Raw genomic sequence first — 18,491 nt, 5'->3', positions numbered from 1 at the left:
CTTATGAGAATGTTTTAAGAATAACTGGATAAAACCAGTAAATAATGAAAACTAATAACCCTAAAATCATAGTAACAGCGTAGGTATAAATAAAACCAGTCTGTAACTTTCTAAAAACTACAGAACAAACTGATACTACTCTTGCACTACCATTAACAATAACCGAATCAATCAATAGTACATCACCCACCTGCCAGAAAAATCTACCTATTTTTTGAGATCCTTTAACAAATACAAAATAGTAAAGATCATCAATATAATATTTGTTATCTAATAAGGCATAAATAGGTTTAAAAACAGTTTTAAACTTCTCAGGTAATGCGGGAATTACCATATACATTATAAAAGCCGAAACCACTCCAGCCAAAGCCAGCCAAAATGGCAAACTTGTAAATCCATGAATCCCCATTACTTTAGCACCTCCTTCGAAGTGTTCACTCATGCTCGCCATAACAGTATGCAAAGTAGTATTAATATAAATTGATTCTCCAAAAAATCCACCATATAGTAATGGTTCAATTGTATAGTAACCAATAATTACAGACGGTATGGCTAAAAAAATTAGTGGAAGTATCATACTCCAAGGACTCTCCTTAGGATTTTCATTAGGTGCTAAACCATGATGCTCTGCATTAGCATCTACATGATGTCCTTTAGATTCTCTCCAGCGTTCCTTGCCATGAAAAACTAAAAAATATAATCTAAAAGAATAAAATGCTGTAATAAAGACACTAATAACTAAAAACCAATAGGCCATATTCGCAACGGGTAAATGAGAAAATTTAACTGCCTCTATGATAGAATCCTTAGAGAAAAAACCAGAGAAGAAAGGTGTTCCAATCAAAGATAAACTACCTAACAACATAGTTATCCAGGTAATTGGCATATATCTTCTCAATCCACCCATATTACGCATATCCTGATCATGATGCATACCAATTATTACAGAACCTGCACACAAAAACAAAAGTGCTTTAAAAAAGGCATGTGTCATAACATGAAACATCCCTGCACTGTATGCAGATACCCCTAGAGCAACAATCATATAACCCAATTGAGACAAAGTAGAATACGCCACCACTCTCTTAATGTCATGCTGTACTACTCCAAGAAAGCCCATAAATAAGGCTGTAATAGCACCAATAACAACAATAAATGTTAAAGCCATAGTTGATAATTCAAAGAGAGGAGACATTCTTGTAACCATAAAAATACCAGCTGTAACCATTGTTGCAGCATGAATCAAAGCAGAGATGGGTGTAGGACCTTCCATCGAATCTGGTAACCATACATGTAGTGGAAACTGTGCTGATTTACCCATAGCGCCAATGAATAACAAAATACACGTCGTCGTCATTAAGTTGAGTTCTAAACCTGGAATAATTGTAAGTGTAGTATCTTTTAAACTTGGAGCCACTTGAAAAACTGCGCTGTACTCTAACCCTACATTAAAGTAAGCCAATACTAAACCAATCCCCAGTAAAAAGCCAAAATCCCCCACCCTATTAATTAGAAACGCTTTTAAATTAGCAAAAATGGCTGTTGGACGCTTAAACCAAAAACCAATTAAAAGATAAGAAACTAAACCAACTGCCTCCCATCCAAAAAATAACTGAACAAAATTATTACTCATCAATAAAACGAGCATTGAAAAAGTAAATAAAGAAATATAACTAAAAAAACGTTGATAACCGGAGTCATCTTTCATGTAGCCAATGGTATAAATATGAACCATCAAAGAAACACTGGTAACAACAAACATCATTAAAGCTGTTAGTTGATCTACCAAAAAACCTATCGAAAAACTTAGTGAATCACCAACAGTCAACCATGTGTATAGATTTTCATTGAATACAGTCTCTTGACCTGTAATAAATCCTTTCAATACATAACATGACAGCGATGTAGATAATAACAACCCTAAGATAGTAACCGTATGCGCACCTGTCTTACCTATTTTTTTTCCACAGAATCCAGCCAGTAAGGAACCAAATAATGGGGCTAAAACAATTATTAAATATAAACTCATCTTATCCATAATACTTATTCTTCCTGACCATTAACCTTTCAATGTCCCTAAATCTCTAACATTAATACTCTTACGATTACGATAAACCAAAACCATGATAGCTAAACCTATTGCTGATTCTGTCGCCGCTACTGTCAATATGAAAAATACGAAAATCTGTCCATGAATATCGTTCATATATCTAGAGAATGAAATAAAATTATAATTTACTGCTAATAACATCAATTCTATAGACATCAATAAAATCAACACATTTTTACGATTCATAAAAATACCCATAGCTGAGATCCCAAATAACAGGGACGATAACACAAGATAATGGGTTAAAGTTATAGTCATTTTATGTTCCCCTTTCATCATCAGTACCACTGATTTTTGATAATTCTTGTTTGTTTTCCATCACTACAGGCTTCATTTTAACAATTTCTACCCTGCCTACATAAGGATTTACTTTAACCTGATCTTTTGGTTGCACGCGTTTACTATTCTTACTTTCACGATTAACTAAAGCAATTGCAGAAACCATACCCAATAACAACATAACTGCAGCTAATTCAAAAGCTATCACATAACTCTTACTATATAAAACCTTTCCTATCTCTCTAACCGAATTATAGTCAATAGACAAATTCTTAAAATGATCAAAAGAAGCTAAATCAGTATCAGGACTGATAAAAATAAGAATTAAAGAGGCTGCTACTAAAATACCAATTGTGAACGATATAGGTAAATTTTTCCAAAATCCTGCTCTCATAGTTTCTCCGTCAATATTTAACATCATCACTACAAAAAGGAATAACACCATCACTGCACCAACATAAACTAATAGCAGAACAATACCTAAAAATTCAGCTTGCATTAAAATCCACTGCAAGGAACTAATTGCAAAAGTAAGCACTAACCACAACGAAGCCTTAACGGGATTCTTTACTGTAACTACCTTAATAGCAGAAAATAAAAGAGCTATCGCAAATGAATAAAATAAAATAGGAATCAAATAATTCATATCGTTTAACCTTTATCTATAGGAAGAATCAGCTTCTTTGCATTGTGTAATCTCTGATTCATATCGATCACCAATAGCTAACAACATAGGTTTGGTATAATACAAATCTCCTTTTTTCTCTCCATGATATTGATAAATTTGTGTTTCAACAATAGCGTCAACAGGACACGCCTCTTCACAAAAACCACAAAATATACACTTCGTTAAATCTATATCATAAGTAGAAGTTCTACGTGTACCATCACTTTCCTCCGCAACATCAATCGTAATTGCCATTGCTGGACAAACAGATTCACATAATTTACAAGCAATACACCTTTCTTCCCCATCTTCATAACGTCTCTGAGCATGCAAGCCTCTAAATCTAACAGATTGAGGAATACTTTCTTCGGGAAACATCACCGTATCTTTTCTTTTAAAAAAAGTCTTTAACGTAACCCATAATCCATAAACCAACTCGGATAAAGCAAATGTTCTAATAAATCGTAGCATAATCTAAAAACCTTTAATTCCAGAGTGAGTAAGGAGTCATCATCCAATAAGCCACAACAATCAACCAAATCAAAGTGATGGGAATAAATACTTTCCAACCTAATCTCATAATTTGATCATAACGATATCTTGGAAATGTTGCTCTAAACCAAAAATAAATAAACAATACAAATGCCATTTTCAAAAGCATCCACGCAAAATGATCCTGTCCTATCCATCCCCAAGACTGAGGAAATGGAGATAACCAGCCACCTAAAAACAAAATAGTGGTCAAAGCAGAAATAACCATCATATTAATATATTCACTCAGGAAAAATACCGCAAATGCAAACCCTGAATACTCAGTATGAAAACCAGCAACTAATTCAGACTCACCTTCAGCCACATCAAATGGTGCTCTATTTGTTTCTGCTACTCCTGATACAAAATATATAATAAACATAGGCAGTAAAGGTAACCAGTTCCAAGAAAACAATCCAGAATTACCCTCCTGTATATGAACAATATCAATAAAACTCATACTGCCAGCCACTAAAATTACGGAGATAATCGCAAAACTCATCGGTAATTCATAGGAAATCATTTGTGCTGAGGCTCTCATTGCGCCTAAAAATGAATATTTAGAGTTAGATGCCCAACCACCTAAAATTACGCCATAGACACCAGATGAACTTAACGCCAGCAAATATAAAATTGCCACATTTAAATTAGCCAAAATCAAATTTTCTGAAAAAGGAATCACTGCCCATACAGCAAAAGCAGGCAACAAAGTAATAATAGGCCCTAGCATAAACAGACCCCTATTTGCTGCACTTGGTCTAATAACCTCTTTAAGTAAGAGTTTAAAAACATCTGCAAAAGGTTGTATCATCCCCCCAGGTCCTGTCACATTCGGCCCAACTCTCATTTGCATGTAAGCAATTACTTTACGTTCAAAGTAGGTTAAATAAGCTACTGTTAAAATTAAACAAACCATTAACATAGCAATTTTAATCAATATTGAAACTGTTAATCCTATGTCATGACCCAATATGCCTTGAAAAAATGCGTCCATATTATCCTCGTTTTAAAACTATTTCATCCATCAATGCACCTAAATATTGATTACTTTGATGTGCAGGTAAGTGAACCACGTAATCTGGCAAGGAGTCATCCAATCGAATTGGTAACTCTAAACAATCTCCACCTGTCTGATTCGCTAAAACGCGATCTTGTTCTCTCAGACCCAGTTTTTGCAACATCTTACTATTAATCGCTAAACAAGGCATCTGAGCTTGTACTGTTTGTTGTAAACAATCAGATCTTCTGACAATTGCATCAGTATTATATAAACTAATTCCACCGACTCGAATAAATCCGTTAGTCTTACATATCTGCGTTTTCGATAGATCACTAATGACAATCTTACTATTCAAAGGCTGAATATCAGAATGAGAGACTGCTTCAGCTAAAACTTCCTGAGATGTTTGAAAATCAAAGCCATCTAATCCCAATAAATTCCCGATTACTCTAATGACTTTCCACATAGGCTTAGTATAGCCTAAGACAGGAACAGTACTATAAAATGACTGTAATGTACCCTCCATATTCACAAAGCTACCTGGAGTTTCTGTAAAAGTAGCAATTGGTAAGATAACATCTGCATATTCTTTTATGGATTCACTAGCATAAGGTGTTAGTGCTATCACTGTATCTGCTTGAGATAGTGCTGATAATGCTTTCTTATTATGATAACTGTCTAAATCAGGTTCAACATTAGCTAAAATAACTGCTTTTTTAGGATTATCGATCATATGAACGATACTGTTACTTTCCCCCGCGATCAATCCCAACATATCGGCTCCGACAGCATTAGCAGCGTTAGGGAAAATACCTATTTTTCCAGATACCGAACTTGCTAAATTCTGAGCCATCTGATAAAGCAGAGCAAAATCATGATGTAACTGAGCTTCTTCCCCCAATACAATACTGACTTTAGTACCTGATTTTAGTATATTAGCACACTCTAGTTCTTCCCCTAATTGAATTTTACTTAAGAAATCCAACCACTCATTAGGTGAAAGAATTTTTTGTATCACCTTAGGAATATGTAATTCTTCTTTGAATGCCTGTAGAACAATCAAACGAGCACCTCTGTTAACAGCTTGTCTAATACGAGCAGTTAATAGTGGTTGATCTTGTCTCAAATAAGAACCAATGATAAAAATCACGTCACTAGTTAAAAAACTATTAATAGATTGACCTAGCCACAAAGCACCTTGCTTCATCTTGTTAATAGTTCTATCTTGAACTCTCAAGTGACTGTCAATGTGTTCTATACCAAAATTTTTAGCCAATTTCTTCAATAAATATAACTCTTCAAAAGTATTGTTATTATTGACCCAAACACCAATAGAATCCTTACCATATTCTTCTGTAACACCCAATAAGCCTTTTTCTACATATCTAAGAGCAGTCATCCAGTCTACTGTAAACCAACGATTATCTTGCTTAATCATAGGATGATAAACCCTTTCATCATGATTCAATCCTTCATAAGCAAAACGATCTTTATCAGATAACCAACATTCATTAATCTCTTCATTTTCTCTTGGTAAAACCCTGCGTACAGTTTTATCTTTGACTTGAACTTCCAAATTGGAACCTAATGAATCATGAGCTGATATTGATTTACGTCTTGAAAGCTCCCAAGTACGTGCATTATACCTAAATGGTTTACTCGTCAAAGCACCTACTGGACATAGATCAATCACGTTACCAGAAATTTCACTGTTAATAACTTTACCAATAAAAGGAACAATTTCTGAATGCTCTCCTCTATTAATCATACCAATTTCTTGATAACCAGCTATTTCCTCAGTAAATCGAGTACAACGAGTACAGTGAATACAACGAGACATTTCTATAGCTGCCACTAATGGCCCCATGTCCTTAAGGGGAACTACTCTTTTTTCTTCTATGAATCTACTGTGAGAGTGCCCATAGCCTACGGCCAGATCCTGTAGTTGACATTCACCACCTTGATCACAAATAGGACAGTCTAACGGATGGTTTAATAATAAAAACTCCATGACTCCCTTTTGAGCTGATCTTGTTAGCTGTGAGTCAGTATGAATCTTCATTCCATCAGCTGTCAAAGTAGCACATGCTGGAACTGGCTTAGGGTTTTTTTCAATTTCAACTAAGCACATACGACAATTCGCAGCTATGGATAATTTTTTGTGATAACAGAAATGAGGAATAAATGTTCCAGCCTGAGCAGCAGCCTCAATTACTGAAGTTCCTTTCTCTACTGAAATTTCCTTACCATCTATCTCAATTTGTATCATATTCAATATTCCTAAATCATTTATTTAAGCAGAAGAGTTAAAACCAACTATGATTCAACGGTGGTTGTTGGGTTTCAATACATTCAATAAATTCGTTTCTAAAATGCCGTAAAAATCCTCTTACAGGGAAAACAGCAGCATCTCCTAAAGCACAAATTGTTCTTCCTGATATATTGCCACAAATAGACTCTAACAAATCCAGGTCTTGCATTCTTCCTTGACCAGAAGCAATTCGATGTACTATACGGTACAACCAACCAGTTCCCTCTCGACATGGTGTACACTGACCACAAGATTCCTCATAAAAAAAATAAGACAGCCTTTCTAACGCCTTGACCATGCTAACCCCTTCATCCATGACGATGACTGCACCTGAACCCAACATAGATCCTGCCTTTTGTATCGAATTATAGTCTAAGGTAATATTCATAATGATATCTGCAGGCAAAACAGGGGCAGATGCACCCCCAGGTATTACCGCTTTCAATTGACGTCCTTTACGAACACCTCCTGCCATCTCTAAAACTTCTTTAAATGGTGTTCCCAGCGGAATCTCATAGTTTCCTGGTCTTTGAACATGACCAGAAACTGAAAATATTTTGGTACCCGTTGAACCTTCAACTCCATACTGACTGAACTTGCTAGCACCATCTCTTATAATAAATGGGACAGATGTAAAAGTTTCAGTGTTGTTAATAGTGGTCGGTTGGCCAAATAAACCAACAGCTGCCGGGAAAGGTGGTTTAAAACGAGGCTGCCCCTTCTTCCCTTCTAAAGATTCCAATAAAGCTGTTTCTTCACCACATATATAAGCACCATAACCATGATGGGCATACACCTGATAACTAAAATCAGAACCTAGAATATTTTTTCCCAGGTAACCAGCCGCCCTTGCTTCCTCTAAACACCTTTCAAACAATTGATATTCTTCAAAAATTTCACCATGAATATAATTATATCCAGCAGTGCATCCCATGGCATAACCGGCAATAATCATTCCTTCAACCAAGGCATGTGGATTGAAACGTAAGATATCTCTATCTTTAAATGTTCCAGGCTCACCCTCATCCGTATTACACACAACATATTTATCGCCCTTATGCTCTTTAGGCATAAAACTCCACTTCAAACCTGTTGGAAATCCTGCACCACCCCTACCACGCAAACCAGAATCTTTAACAATTGCAATCACATCTTCTGGGCTTATTTTTTCATCAATTATTTTTTTAAGTCCTTGGTAACCACCTCGAGCCTCGTATTCTTTCAAAGTCCAACAATTTGGATCACTGGTATCTACTTGGTTAAAAATTATACCTTGGTTAAATACAGCCATCAGTTTAACTCCGCTAACATTTTATCGATTGCTTCTTCAGTCATAAAACTACACATTTTATGATTATTCAACAACAATACTGGTGCATCACCACATGCACCTAAACATTCTCCCTCTATAAGGGTAAATTTTCCATCAGATGTTGTTTCACCCAGCTCGATCCCCAACTTATTCTTTAAGTATTCAGCCGTATTAATCCCACCTTGTAACGCACAAGGAAGATTCGTACAAACTTGAAGTTTATACTTACCCACGGGCTTTAAATCATACATATTATAGAATGTTGCTACTTCATAAGCCTGTACCGGAGGTATTCCTATATACTCAGCTACAAATTCTATTACATCCGGAGATAACCACTTTCTCTCCTGTTGGGCGATTGTCAAGGCAGACATAATTGCAGATCGAAAATTTTTTTCAGGATATTTAGTTAATTCTCTATCAATTTTCCTCAGAGATTCCTCAGATAACATTATCTATCTACCTCCCCAAACACTAGATCTAACGTTCCCATCAATGCCACCACATCAGCTAACATATGACCTCTTGCTAACTCATCCATTCCTTGCATATGAGCAAAACCTGGTGCTCTAATTTTCAAACGATAGGGTTTATTAGCACCATCAGAAATAATATACACACCAAATTCACCCTTAGGATGCTCAATTGCTTGGTAAACTTCCCCCTCAGGAACGTGCATGCCTTCACTAAATAATTTAAAATGATGAATCAATTCCTCCATCCCTGTTTTAATTTTCTCTCTTTTAGGAGGTGCTATTTTCAGATCATCAATTATGACAGGTCCAGGATTTTTCCTTAACCAATCCACGCACTGAGTAATAATCTTATTGGATTCTCTCATTTCTATGATTCGACACAAATAACGATCATAACAGTCGCCATTCTTGCCAATAGGCACATCAAAGTCCATGTATTCATAAGACTCATAAGGTTGTTTTTTACGTAAATCCCAAGCAATCCCAGAACCCCTTAGCATTGGACCGCTAAATCCCATTTGCAAAGCTCTTTCTGGGGACACAACCCCTACACCTACTGTACGTTGCTTCCAAACACGATTTTCTGTCAAAAGACTCTCATAACGATCAACACAAGAAGGGAAACGTTTTGTAAAATCATCAATAAAATCAAGCAAACTACCTTCTCGATTACTATTCAATTTCTTTAACTTACTCTTACTTCTATACTTACTTTCTGCATATTTAGGCATACTATCAGGTAAGTCACGATACACCCCACCAGGCCTAAAATAGGCTGCATGCAAACGAGCACCCGAAACAGCTTCATACATATCCATCAAATCTTCACGTTCACGAGCTGCATATAAAAACACAGTCATAGCACCAATATCCAACGCGTGAGAACCCACCCCCATTAAATGGTTTAAAATTCTAGATATTTCAGCAAACATAGTACGAATATATTTGGCACGCACAGGTATATCAATTCCCAACAAACGCTCTACCGCCAAACAATAAGCCTGTTCATTAGACATGGCAGAAACATAGTCCAAACGATCCATATAAGGCAGTGCTTGTAGATAAGTTCTTGATTCTGCAAGCTTCTCAGTTCCCCTATGCAATAAACCAATATGTGGATCAGCTCTCAATATTGTTTCACCCTCAAGCTCAAGAATCAGTCTTAATACACCGTGAGCAGCGGGATGTTGTGGTCCAAAATTAACAGTGTAATTATTGATTCTAGACACCGTACTTCTCCTCTCTTACCACTCTTGGAACATTATTTCTCGGTTCTATCGTAACAGGTTGATAAATGACCCGATTCTCTTCCTCATCAAAAATCATCTCAACCAATCCTGAAACTGGAAAATCTTTTCTTAATGGATGACCCACAAACCCATAGTCAGTTAATATTCTTCTCAAATCGGGATGTTTATTAAATATAATACCGTACATATCAAATGCTTCTCTTTCATACCAATTGGCAGAACTGTATAGTTCAACAACAGAATCAATTCGAGGAACCATAACATCATCAATATATGCCTTAACTCTAACACGATAATTTCTGGATATTGAAAGCAAATGTACTACAACTGCATATATTCTTTCTTGCTGAATCTCATTCTTATATTCAGAATAATCAACACCACATAAATCGATGAGCTGATCAAAATCTAATTGAGTACTATCACGTAGCACTCTCATCAACTCAAAATACTGTTTCGTATTACATTCAATGGTTACTTCATTGTGGCTAACTTTGATAGATTCATATAAGCCATCAATATTATTCGATATGAGTTCTTTTAAATCAGATAGTCTAGACATAATAATCAATCTCGAGCAACAGTACATTCACGGTTTATCTTCAACTGCAACTGAATTAATCCATAAATCAAGGCTTCAGCAGTGGGAGGACATCCAGGCACATACACATCAACGGGAACTATTCTATCGCAACCACGTACTACAGAATATGAATAATGGTAATAACCACCACCATTGGCACAAGACCCCATAGACAAAACCCATTTAGGATCAGACATTTGATCATATACACGACGAAGAGCTGGTGCCATTTTATTAGTCAAAGTCCCTGCCACAATCATCAGATCAGATTGCCTAGGACTCGGTCTAAAAATAATACCAAATCTATCCAAATCATACCTAGAAAACCCTGCATGCATCATCTCAACAGCACAACAAGCCAATCCAAAAGTAACAGGCCAAATAGAGCCTGATCTCATATAGTTCACTACTCTATCAACACTAGTAGCTATAAATCCTTCGTTGAAGGCACCATCTATTCCCATTCAAGTGCTCCCTTTTTCCATTCGTAAATAAACCCTAACGTTAATATTGCTAAGAAAATAAACATAGCCCAAAATGCCCACATCCCCAGATCCCTAAAAACTAACGCCCAAGGAAATATAAATGCAACTTCCAGATCAAACAATATAAACAGGATAGCAACAAGATAGTATTGGACATCGAACTCCATACGAGCCCCCTCGAATGCTTCAAATCCACACTCAAAAGCTTCCTCTTTAATCTTAGTAGGGTGTTGAGGCCCTAAAATATAACCCAAAGTAATAAACAAGACTCCCGTTAGAAAACTAACGAGTAAGAAAATAAAGGCAGGATAAAAATTTGATAGCATCATTCATTAATTCCCTCTCAAGATTGTCCAGAAAAACCAAATTCAATAGACAAACTATTTTGTCACAAAACGACAAGTAATGATTAATATGTTTATGTTCCAATTTATCATGTAAGTTATTTTTTAAATCGTTAAGGTTATAGACAACAACAATCAACGATAAAAATAAAACCCACTACAAATAACTTTTGTTTTATATTCTTAATTTGTTTTATGTTTGTTTTTATTTATTTTTATTATATGTATAAAATTTTTTACTACAACTTGTCAATTATACTCCAAAAACCTGTTTAATTAAACAATACTCAATAAAAACTTAATAATATTTTAAATTAGTGCCGACAGCGAGAATTGAACTCGCACGACCCATAGGTCACCACCCCCTCAAGATGGCGTGTCTACCAATTTCACCATGTCGGCTAAATATTTCAACACTATCAAAAACGACGACTATTTATTTGAACATTTAAGAACAGTTAAAGTTACTTTTCTCTTAATGATAGAGCTAGGCAAATTTATCCTTAAGTTTCAAGTACATAACCACCTTCTGTTGTTATCGTTCACTTAGCAGAAGAATCTTGAGAAACCAACCCCTCATCCGTGTGTATTTTTTGAGATGGTACCTGCGCACCACCATTTACAGTAGGCGTTGAATCCGGTAGAGCACGATCATCAGATTTTACAGCAGGCTTAGTTTTTTCTATTGCCATCGATGAATTTACCCTACTAACATCAACTACTGATCTTTGTGTCGCTGAATAAGCAAGCATTAAACAAGTTGTAAAAAAAATAATAGTTGCTATTGCTGTGCTACGGCTGAGAAAATTATCTGATCCTGATGCCCCAAAAACCCCTTGAGAACTACCACCTCCAAACGAAGCACCTGCAGCCGCTCCTTTTCCTTGTTGCATTAACACTAAAAATATGATACTCAATCCAGAAAAAATATTAATAATCCACAAAAAAACGCTTAATGTATTTGACATAATTTTATTCGCTTTATGTTATTTCAATTACTGATTCGACAATCTTAACAAAGTCCCGAGACCTTAAAGAAGCACCTCCTATCAATAAACCATCTACATGATCTATTGATACTATCTCTTTCGCATTACCAACACCGACACTACCCCCATAAAGAATTGGGATTCTATCAGCTTCAGAATGTCTTAGCAATATTTGAGATCGAATATGACCCAAACTCATCTGTATTTCTTCTTGACTTGGCGTATGACCAGTCCCGATCGCCCATACTGGTTCATACGCAATGACTATTTTGTTGATATCAATACCGATATTATCCAATACACTTAATTGCTGGTTCAAAACATCCTGAGTACAACCTAATTTCTTTTCTTCTAATGTTTCTCCAATGCAAAACACAGGGGTTATATTTTCAGATAACAAATTTTTTATTTTACGAAATAAAATCGAATTATTTTCTTTGAAATACTGTCTTCTTTCTGAGTGCCCAACCAGAACAAATTGAACATGAAAGTCTTTTAGCATACTAGCACTAATTTCACCTGTATAGGCACCTGCTACTGAAAATTGACTTACATCTTGTACACCCAACCTCCAAGTACTCTCCTTTAAATATTCCTGGAATGGTTGTACATAAATAAATGGAACTGCTAATCCTATAGTGCATTTTTTGTTAGATGTAGGTTCTAAATTTAATTCTGAAAAATAATGTTCAATCATTGATAATGAACCATTCATTTTCCAATTACATAAAATGATCTTACCCATCCAATTCACAATATTCTCCCTTTTGTAATAGCTTCTAGTATACCCCATAAAAGACATCAAAATAATTCACTCTCACAATTAGCTTGTTCTATAAAAAACATTCCAGTTTAAAAAACAGTTACATTGGGTTAGAATAGTACCAAATATGTTATAATGTGGGAAGAGAGCATTTTATGTCTTTTAATTTTTCTAATGTTATTGCTCTAAAAAATGAAATTATACAAGCTTGCTTAGATACTATTATAATGGTAGGTCTGTCTTCTATCGCTTCTATTTTTGTAGGAGGATTACTTGGTATACTGTTATTTGTCACTGGAGATAACCAAATAAGAGAAAATAAATACATCCATCAGGCTCTATCGCAAACAGTTAACTTTATGAGGGCTTTTCCTTTTGTCATATTAATGGTTGCTCTATTAGGTATCACTCGCATGGTTGTAGGAACCTCTTTTGGCCCCATCGCTGCAGCTTTCGTCCTAAGTATTGCTGGCCTATTTTATTTTTCACGCTTAGTAGAACAAAATTTACAAGAAGTTCCTGGAGATATTATTGAAGCTGCTCAAATTTTAGGTGCCAGCTATCCTAAAATTATTTTTTCCATCCTGTTAAAAGAGTCTTTACCCGGTATTATCTTGAGCGCGAGCATTTTAATTATCACATTACTTTCCTCTAGCGCAGCTGGAGGGATGATTGGAGGCGGAGGCTTAGGTGATTTAGCCATTCGTTATGGTTATCAACGTTATCAACCAGACGTTGTTGTATTTATTGTTATTCTGTTGTCCATAATGGTTGTGATTATACAGTCAGTGGGCAACTTTCTTGCCACAAAACTCAATCGGAAATAATTAAGGAGTTATATTATATTTAAGGAGTTATATTATGTTTAAATCATTATTAACGTTTGCTACTATAGCATTTATCGCTTTGGGTAGCTTGTCTGGTTGTTCCTCAGGCTCTCAAAAATCTATTGACGAAAGTAAAAAAATTGTCATTGGTACAACTATTGGTGATTTTGGTGACATGGTCAAAGAATCAATCATCCCACAATTGGAAAAAAAAGGCTATCAAGTTACTCTCAAAGAATTTTCTGATTATGTATTGCTTAATAAAGTCTTAGCTGAAAAAAGCATTGACATTAATGTTTTTCAACATCGTCCTTACTTTTATTACTTTATCAAACAACAAAACTTAGATTTAATGGAATTATTTGAGGTGCCTACCGCTGGCTTGGGAATTTATTCAGGTAAATCCTCTGACTTAAGAACAGATAAGGCAGAAATCACTATTGGTATTCCTAATGATCCAACTAATTTGGCTAGAGCCTTATTACTGCTAGATGATATCGGTTATATCTCTATTAGTCCAGAAACAGATAGAACATTAGCAACCATCAAGGATATTCAAACTTATCATCGACCAATAAAATTACTTGAGATAGAAGCAGCTCAGTTACCAAGATCAAGAGATGACCTAGATTTTGCTATCATTAATGGTAATTATGCTAGAAGTTCAGGTATTGAACTAACTACTGCTTTAGCTCAAGAAAAGAGTAAAGAATATATTAATATTGCTGCTATTAGGACACAAGATAAAGATTCACAATGGATTAAAGATGTAGAAGAAGCTTATAACTCTGCTGAATTTAAGGCCTATATTAGAGGAAAATTTAAGGGATATAATTTACCAAAAAATTGGGAATAATTATATCATTCCAATGACTTAAATTCGTTATACAGTGTATTAGATTAGTAAGCATTATGGTAAAATGCTCCCTATGAGACTCATTTAATCACTATTATCAATCGTTGAGTAGGGAGTTCTTTTCGTGTTTCAATAATATCTTAGATATAAAACTATTAAGGCCTGTGTCTTACACAAAACAGATTCAAAATAATATCAACAATATTAAAATGCTCCTTAAAGTGTACCCATAAAAAAAATATGCACTCTTAAATTGAACTAAACTCCTTTATGTAGTACCTCTCCACACAATAATTCTTGTAATTTCTTCACTTTAGGTTTGATCACATAAGTACAATAAGCTAGATCAGTATGGGTATCGAAATAATTTTGATGATATTCTTCTGCAGGGTAAAAGTTTTCTTTTGCCACTACTTGTGTAACAATCTTGTCATCAAAAATGGCCTGTGTATCCAAAATATGTATTTTCTTTTGTGCTTGATTCTTCTGCTTATCACTAGTATAAAAAATAATACTTCTATACTGTGTTCCCACATCATTACCTTGTCTATTGACAGTCGTAGGGTCGTGAAGATCAAAGAATAAATTTAATAGATTGTTATAGTCAATTTGTTTAGGATTAAAAGTTATCTGCACCACTTCAGCATGACCAGTATTTCCCTGACAAACTTCTTGGTAACTAGGATGTTGAATATTACCTCCCATATAACCAGAAACCACCTCTACTACACCCGGTATTCTTTTAAACAGAGCTTCTAAACACCAAAAGCACCCACCACCCAAATAAGCAATTTCATATTGATTATGTTCCATTTATTCTTCCTATTATTTATTTCCTTTAATGAGCAGTTTCCCAATTATCGCCTTCTCCTATATCCACCACTAAAGGAACTTTTAGATCTACTATGGAGGTCATTAACCTACGAATATGTGTATGAATAATTTTCAGCTCCTGTTCTGGCACTTCAAAAACTAATTCATCATGTACTTGCATTATCATTTGAGTTTGAAGTTTTTCTTTGTCTAGCCAGTTTTGCACATTGATCATGGCTAGTTTAATCAGATCAGAAGCTGTCCCCTGCATCGGTGCATTAATGGCTGCTCGCTCAGCACTACTTCTTAAACGAGCATTATTAGAATTAATATTATTCAAATAAAGTTTTCTACCAAAAATAGTTTCCACATAACCCATTTTATGAGCTTGTAATTTAGTCTGCTGCATATAGGTTAAAACACCAGGATACTCATTAAAATATTGATCAATAAAAGATTTAGCTTCAGATGAGTCAATATTTAATGATTTGGCTAAACCATACTGACTCATACCATAAATTAAGCCAAAGTTAATAGTTTTTGCATAACGCCTCTGCTCTGTTTTTACTTCATCGAATGGGATGTGAAAAATTTTAGAAGCAGTAGTGCGATGAATATCCTCATTATTATTGAAGCACTGAATTAAATTTTCATCTCCTGATAAATGAGCCATGATACGTAATTCAATTTGCGAGTAGTCTGCTGAGATAATTTTATGTTTAGGTGGAGCGATAAATGCTTGACGTATTTTACGTCCCTCTTGCGTTCGTACAGGAATATTTTGCAGATTAGGATTATTACTCGCCAAACGACCTGTATTCACTACTGCTTGTGCATAAGTCGTGTGTACTCGGTTATTTTCATCCAACAATAAAGATAATTTGTCTGTATAGGTTGATTTTAACTTAGTCAAAGAACGATATTCTAATATTAATCTAGGTACTTGATAATCTTGTGCTAATTTCTCTAATACCTCTTCACTGGTAGAAATATCTCCTTTGGGCGTTCTATTGAGACCCTGTGTGGGTATTTTTAAAATATTAAACAAGATTTCTTGCATTTGTTTAGGAGAATTCAAATTAAATACTTGACCAACAATCTGATAGACTTCTTGTTCAATAGCTAAAATTCTAATGGCTAGTTCATGACTTTGTTTTTGCAATTCTTGTTTATCAATTAATACTCCGTAACGCTCCATACGAGCCAAAATTTCTAATATTGGCAGTTCCATGTCATAATACAATTTTCTCTGTGCTTCACTCATTAAAGACACCAAATATTTTTCTAAGTGCAAACTTAAATCTGCATCTTGGCAAGCATAGTGTGTTGCCTCTTTTAAAGGTACTTGGGCAAAACTGATTTGTTTAGCACCTTTACCGCATAAATCTTCATATTTAATCGTCGTCATACCTAAATGCCGTTCTGCCAACTCATCTAATCCATGCCCTAAATGGCTTTCTATGATATACGAAGCCAACATACTATCTCCCACTATCCCTTTAAGCACAATATCATGGTTTTTTAAAACATGTTGATCATATTTCAAATTTTGACCTATTTTTTCAAGCTGTGGATTTTCTAGATAGGGTTTTAATTGCACTAGTGTTTGTGCCATATCTAAAGAGGTTTCAGAAGATAACCAATGGTGATCCAGTGGTATATAAAATTTTTCACCTGTTTGAAAAGAAAAACTCATTCCAACTAGTCTTGCCTGCATTTGATCTAATGACGTCGTTTCGGTATCAAAACCCACTCTTTTAGCTTGATTTAGATAAACCAGAAAATTATTTAAATCTTCTTTACTTTTTATCGCACGATCTTCAACATGGCTCGGTAATTGAGGTTTAAGTGTATTTTTTTCAATTGTAAAATTAGTTCCATATTCCTTTTCTGAGTGAATAGTTGTATGAATGCCTTTTTTTTCAATATCCTTAATCCATTTCTTAAAACCAAAACGGTGTAATTGGGGCAATAGTAAATCCCAATTCTCTGGTTTCCGATTTAAATCTTCAATGCCATTCGGTAAATACTCTGATAAAAGTACATCATCTTTTAACGTAATTAGTGTATGAGATAAGGACAACCATTCTTGTGCCAAGCGCAGATTCTCACCCACTTTACCCTTAATATCATCAGCATGCGCCAATAAATTCTCTAACGTTCGATATTCATCTAACCATTTGACTGCCGTTTTAGCCCCACATTTCTTTACTCCTTTAATATTATCCGAGCTATCTCCTACCAAAGTTAAATAATCTACTATTTGTTCTGGAAAAACACCAAATTTATTTTTAACCCCTGCAACATCCAAAATTTCATCTGTCATAGTGTTAATCATAGTAGTAGAATCATCTACTAATTGTGCAATATCTTTATCTCCTGTTGAAATAATGACTTGCATCTTGGTGGCTTTGGCTTTTTTGGTCAAAGTCGCAATTACATCATCCGCTTCGACCCCATCAACAACTAAAACATTCCAACCCATTAAATCAACTAATTCTTTAATCCACTCAACTTGAGGTCGTAAATCATCAGGCATGGGTTTTCTAGTGGCTTTATAATCCTTAAACAACTTATGACGAAAATTCTTACCTTTCGCATCACAGACAAAGCAACAATAATCAAAAATATAGTTATCCTCAATTTTTTTTAACATATTCAAAACACCAAACAATGCATTAGTTGGTTCTCCTGCAGTATTTGATAAGGCGCTAATAGCGTGAAAGGCTCGATATATATAAGATGAACCATCAATAAGTAGTAGAGTTTTATTTTGTAGCTGCATAGCCATGGATTCCTAACTTTGTTATTATGCGTAATTGTCAGCTTGAAATTAATCAAATATTTATCTAGTATTATATAATACAATATCACATTACAGAGAAGGATAGAGAA

18 protein-coding genes and 1 tRNA gene are annotated in these 18,491 nt (G+C 34.9%); 2 read left to right on the top strand and 17 right to left on the bottom strand.

Annotated elements, in window-relative coordinates; genetic code table 11:
- Position 1: 1 nt before the first annotated feature.
- From nuoL to GKC53_00245, 15 genes are all read right to left on the bottom strand, one after another.
- Positions 2 to 2,038: an NADH-quinone oxidoreductase subunit L gene (gene nuoL, locus GKC53_00315; protein ID QRN40624.1), complete on the bottom strand. Its 2,037-nt coding sequence runs from the start codon at positions 2,036 to 2,038 to the stop codon at positions 2 to 4.
- 21 nt (positions 2,039 to 2,059) lie between these two features.
- On the bottom strand, positions 2,060 to 2,368 hold the full coding sequence (nuoK, locus tag GKC53_00310; GenBank protein ID QRN40623.1) for an NADH-quinone oxidoreductase subunit NuoK: 309 nt from the start codon (positions 2,366 to 2,368) through the stop codon (positions 2,060 to 2,062).
- A 1-nt stretch (position 2,369) separates the two neighbouring features.
- The gene (locus GKC53_00305; GenBank protein ID QRN40622.1) at positions 2,370 to 3,035 is read right to left on the bottom strand and encodes an NADH-quinone oxidoreductase subunit J; all 666 of its coding nucleotides are present in this window, start codon (positions 3,033 to 3,035) and stop codon (positions 2,370 to 2,372) included.
- Between the two features lie 12 nt (positions 3,036 to 3,047).
- A complete protein-coding gene (nuoI, locus tag GKC53_00300) occupies positions 3,048 to 3,527 on the bottom strand; it encodes an NADH-quinone oxidoreductase subunit NuoI (GenBank protein ID QRN40621.1) in 480 nt (159 codons plus the stop codon).
- 13 nt (positions 3,528 to 3,540) lie between these two features.
- Positions 3,541 to 4,581: an NADH-quinone oxidoreductase subunit NuoH gene (gene nuoH, locus GKC53_00295; GenBank protein ID QRN40620.1), complete on the bottom strand. Its 1,041-nt coding sequence runs from the start codon at positions 4,579 to 4,581 to the stop codon at positions 3,541 to 3,543.
- 1 nt (position 4,582) lies between these two features.
- Entirely contained in the window at positions 4,583 to 6,856 is a 2,274-nt protein-coding gene (locus tag GKC53_00290; GenBank protein ID QRN40619.1) for an NADH-quinone oxidoreductase subunit G, read from the bottom strand.
- A 37-nt stretch (positions 6,857 to 6,893) separates the two neighbouring features.
- Positions 6,894 to 8,189, bottom strand: coding sequence for an NADH-quinone oxidoreductase subunit NuoF (gene nuoF, locus GKC53_00285; GenBank protein QRN40618.1), 1,296 nt, complete (start codon positions 8,187 to 8,189; stop codon positions 6,894 to 6,896).
- A complete protein-coding gene (gene nuoE / locus GKC53_00280; protein ID QRN40617.1) occupies positions 8,189 to 8,662 on the bottom strand; it encodes an NADH-quinone oxidoreductase subunit NuoE in 474 nt (157 codons plus the stop codon). Before nuoE ends, nuoF begins: the two co-directional genes overlap by 1 nt.
- Positions 8,662 to 9,915: an NADH-quinone oxidoreductase subunit D gene (locus GKC53_00275; GenBank protein QRN40616.1), complete on the bottom strand. Its 1,254-nt coding sequence runs from the start codon at positions 9,913 to 9,915 to the stop codon at positions 8,662 to 8,664. Before GKC53_00275 ends, nuoE begins: the two co-directional genes overlap by 1 nt.
- Positions 9,908 to 10,498: an NADH-quinone oxidoreductase subunit C gene (locus GKC53_00270; GenBank protein ID QRN40615.1), complete on the bottom strand. Its 591-nt coding sequence runs from the start codon at positions 10,496 to 10,498 to the stop codon at positions 9,908 to 9,910. The genes GKC53_00275 and GKC53_00270 overlap by 8 nt, the downstream gene beginning before the upstream one ends.
- Positions 10,499 to 10,503: 5 nt before the next feature.
- Positions 10,504 to 10,983, bottom strand: coding sequence for an NADH-quinone oxidoreductase subunit B (locus tag GKC53_00265; GenBank protein ID QRN40614.1), 480 nt, complete (start codon positions 10,981 to 10,983; stop codon positions 10,504 to 10,506).
- The gene (locus GKC53_00260; protein ID QRN41797.1) at positions 10,974 to 11,330 is read right to left on the bottom strand and encodes an NADH-quinone oxidoreductase subunit A; all 357 of its coding nucleotides are present in this window, start codon (positions 11,328 to 11,330) and stop codon (positions 10,974 to 10,976) included. Before GKC53_00260 ends, GKC53_00265 begins: the two co-directional genes overlap by 10 nt.
- Positions 11,331 to 11,666: 336 nt before the next feature.
- Positions 11,667 to 11,750, bottom strand: a tRNA-Leu gene (locus GKC53_00255).
- A gap of 140 nt (positions 11,751 to 11,890) precedes the next feature.
- Entirely contained in the window at positions 11,891 to 12,316 is a 426-nt protein-coding gene (gene secG / locus GKC53_00250) for a preprotein translocase subunit SecG (GenBank protein QRN40613.1), read from the bottom strand.
- A 13-nt stretch (positions 12,317 to 12,329) separates the two neighbouring features.
- On the bottom strand, positions 12,330 to 13,142 hold the full coding sequence (locus GKC53_00245; GenBank protein ID QRN40612.1) for a triose-phosphate isomerase: 813 nt from the start codon (positions 13,140 to 13,142) through the stop codon (positions 12,330 to 12,332).
- A 113-nt stretch (positions 13,143 to 13,255) separates the two neighbouring features.
- Here GKC53_00245 and GKC53_00240 point away from each other — a divergent pair, with 113 nt between their 5' ends.
- Both GKC53_00240 and GKC53_00235 read left to right on the top strand, forming a co-directional pair.
- On the top strand, positions 13,256 to 13,927 hold the full coding sequence (locus GKC53_00240; protein QRN40611.1) for an ABC transporter permease subunit: 672 nt from the start codon (positions 13,256 to 13,258) through the stop codon (positions 13,925 to 13,927).
- A 34-nt stretch (positions 13,928 to 13,961) separates the two neighbouring features.
- The gene (locus GKC53_00235; GenBank protein QRN40610.1) at positions 13,962 to 14,783 is read left to right on the top strand and encodes a hypothetical protein; all 822 of its coding nucleotides are present in this window, start codon (positions 13,962 to 13,964) and stop codon (positions 14,781 to 14,783) included.
- 258 nt (positions 14,784 to 15,041) lie between these two features.
- Here the strand turns inward: GKC53_00235 and msrA are convergent, their stop codons facing one another.
- The gene (gene msrA, locus GKC53_00230; GenBank protein QRN40609.1) at positions 15,042 to 15,596 is read right to left on the bottom strand and encodes a peptide-methionine (S)-S-oxide reductase MsrA; all 555 of its coding nucleotides are present in this window, start codon (positions 15,594 to 15,596) and stop codon (positions 15,042 to 15,044) included.
- Between the two features lie 25 nt (positions 15,597 to 15,621).
- Entirely contained in the window at positions 15,622 to 18,381 is a 2,760-nt protein-coding gene (polA, locus tag GKC53_00225; protein QRN40608.1) for a DNA polymerase I, read from the bottom strand.
- Positions 18,382 to 18,491 lie beyond the last annotated feature (110 nt).

Source organism: Neisseriaceae bacterium, from assembly GCA_016864895.1.
GTDB lineage: Bacteria > Pseudomonadota > Gammaproteobacteria > Burkholderiales > Neisseriaceae > QFNR01.
This window is presented reverse-complemented; position numbering and strand designations above follow the sequence as displayed.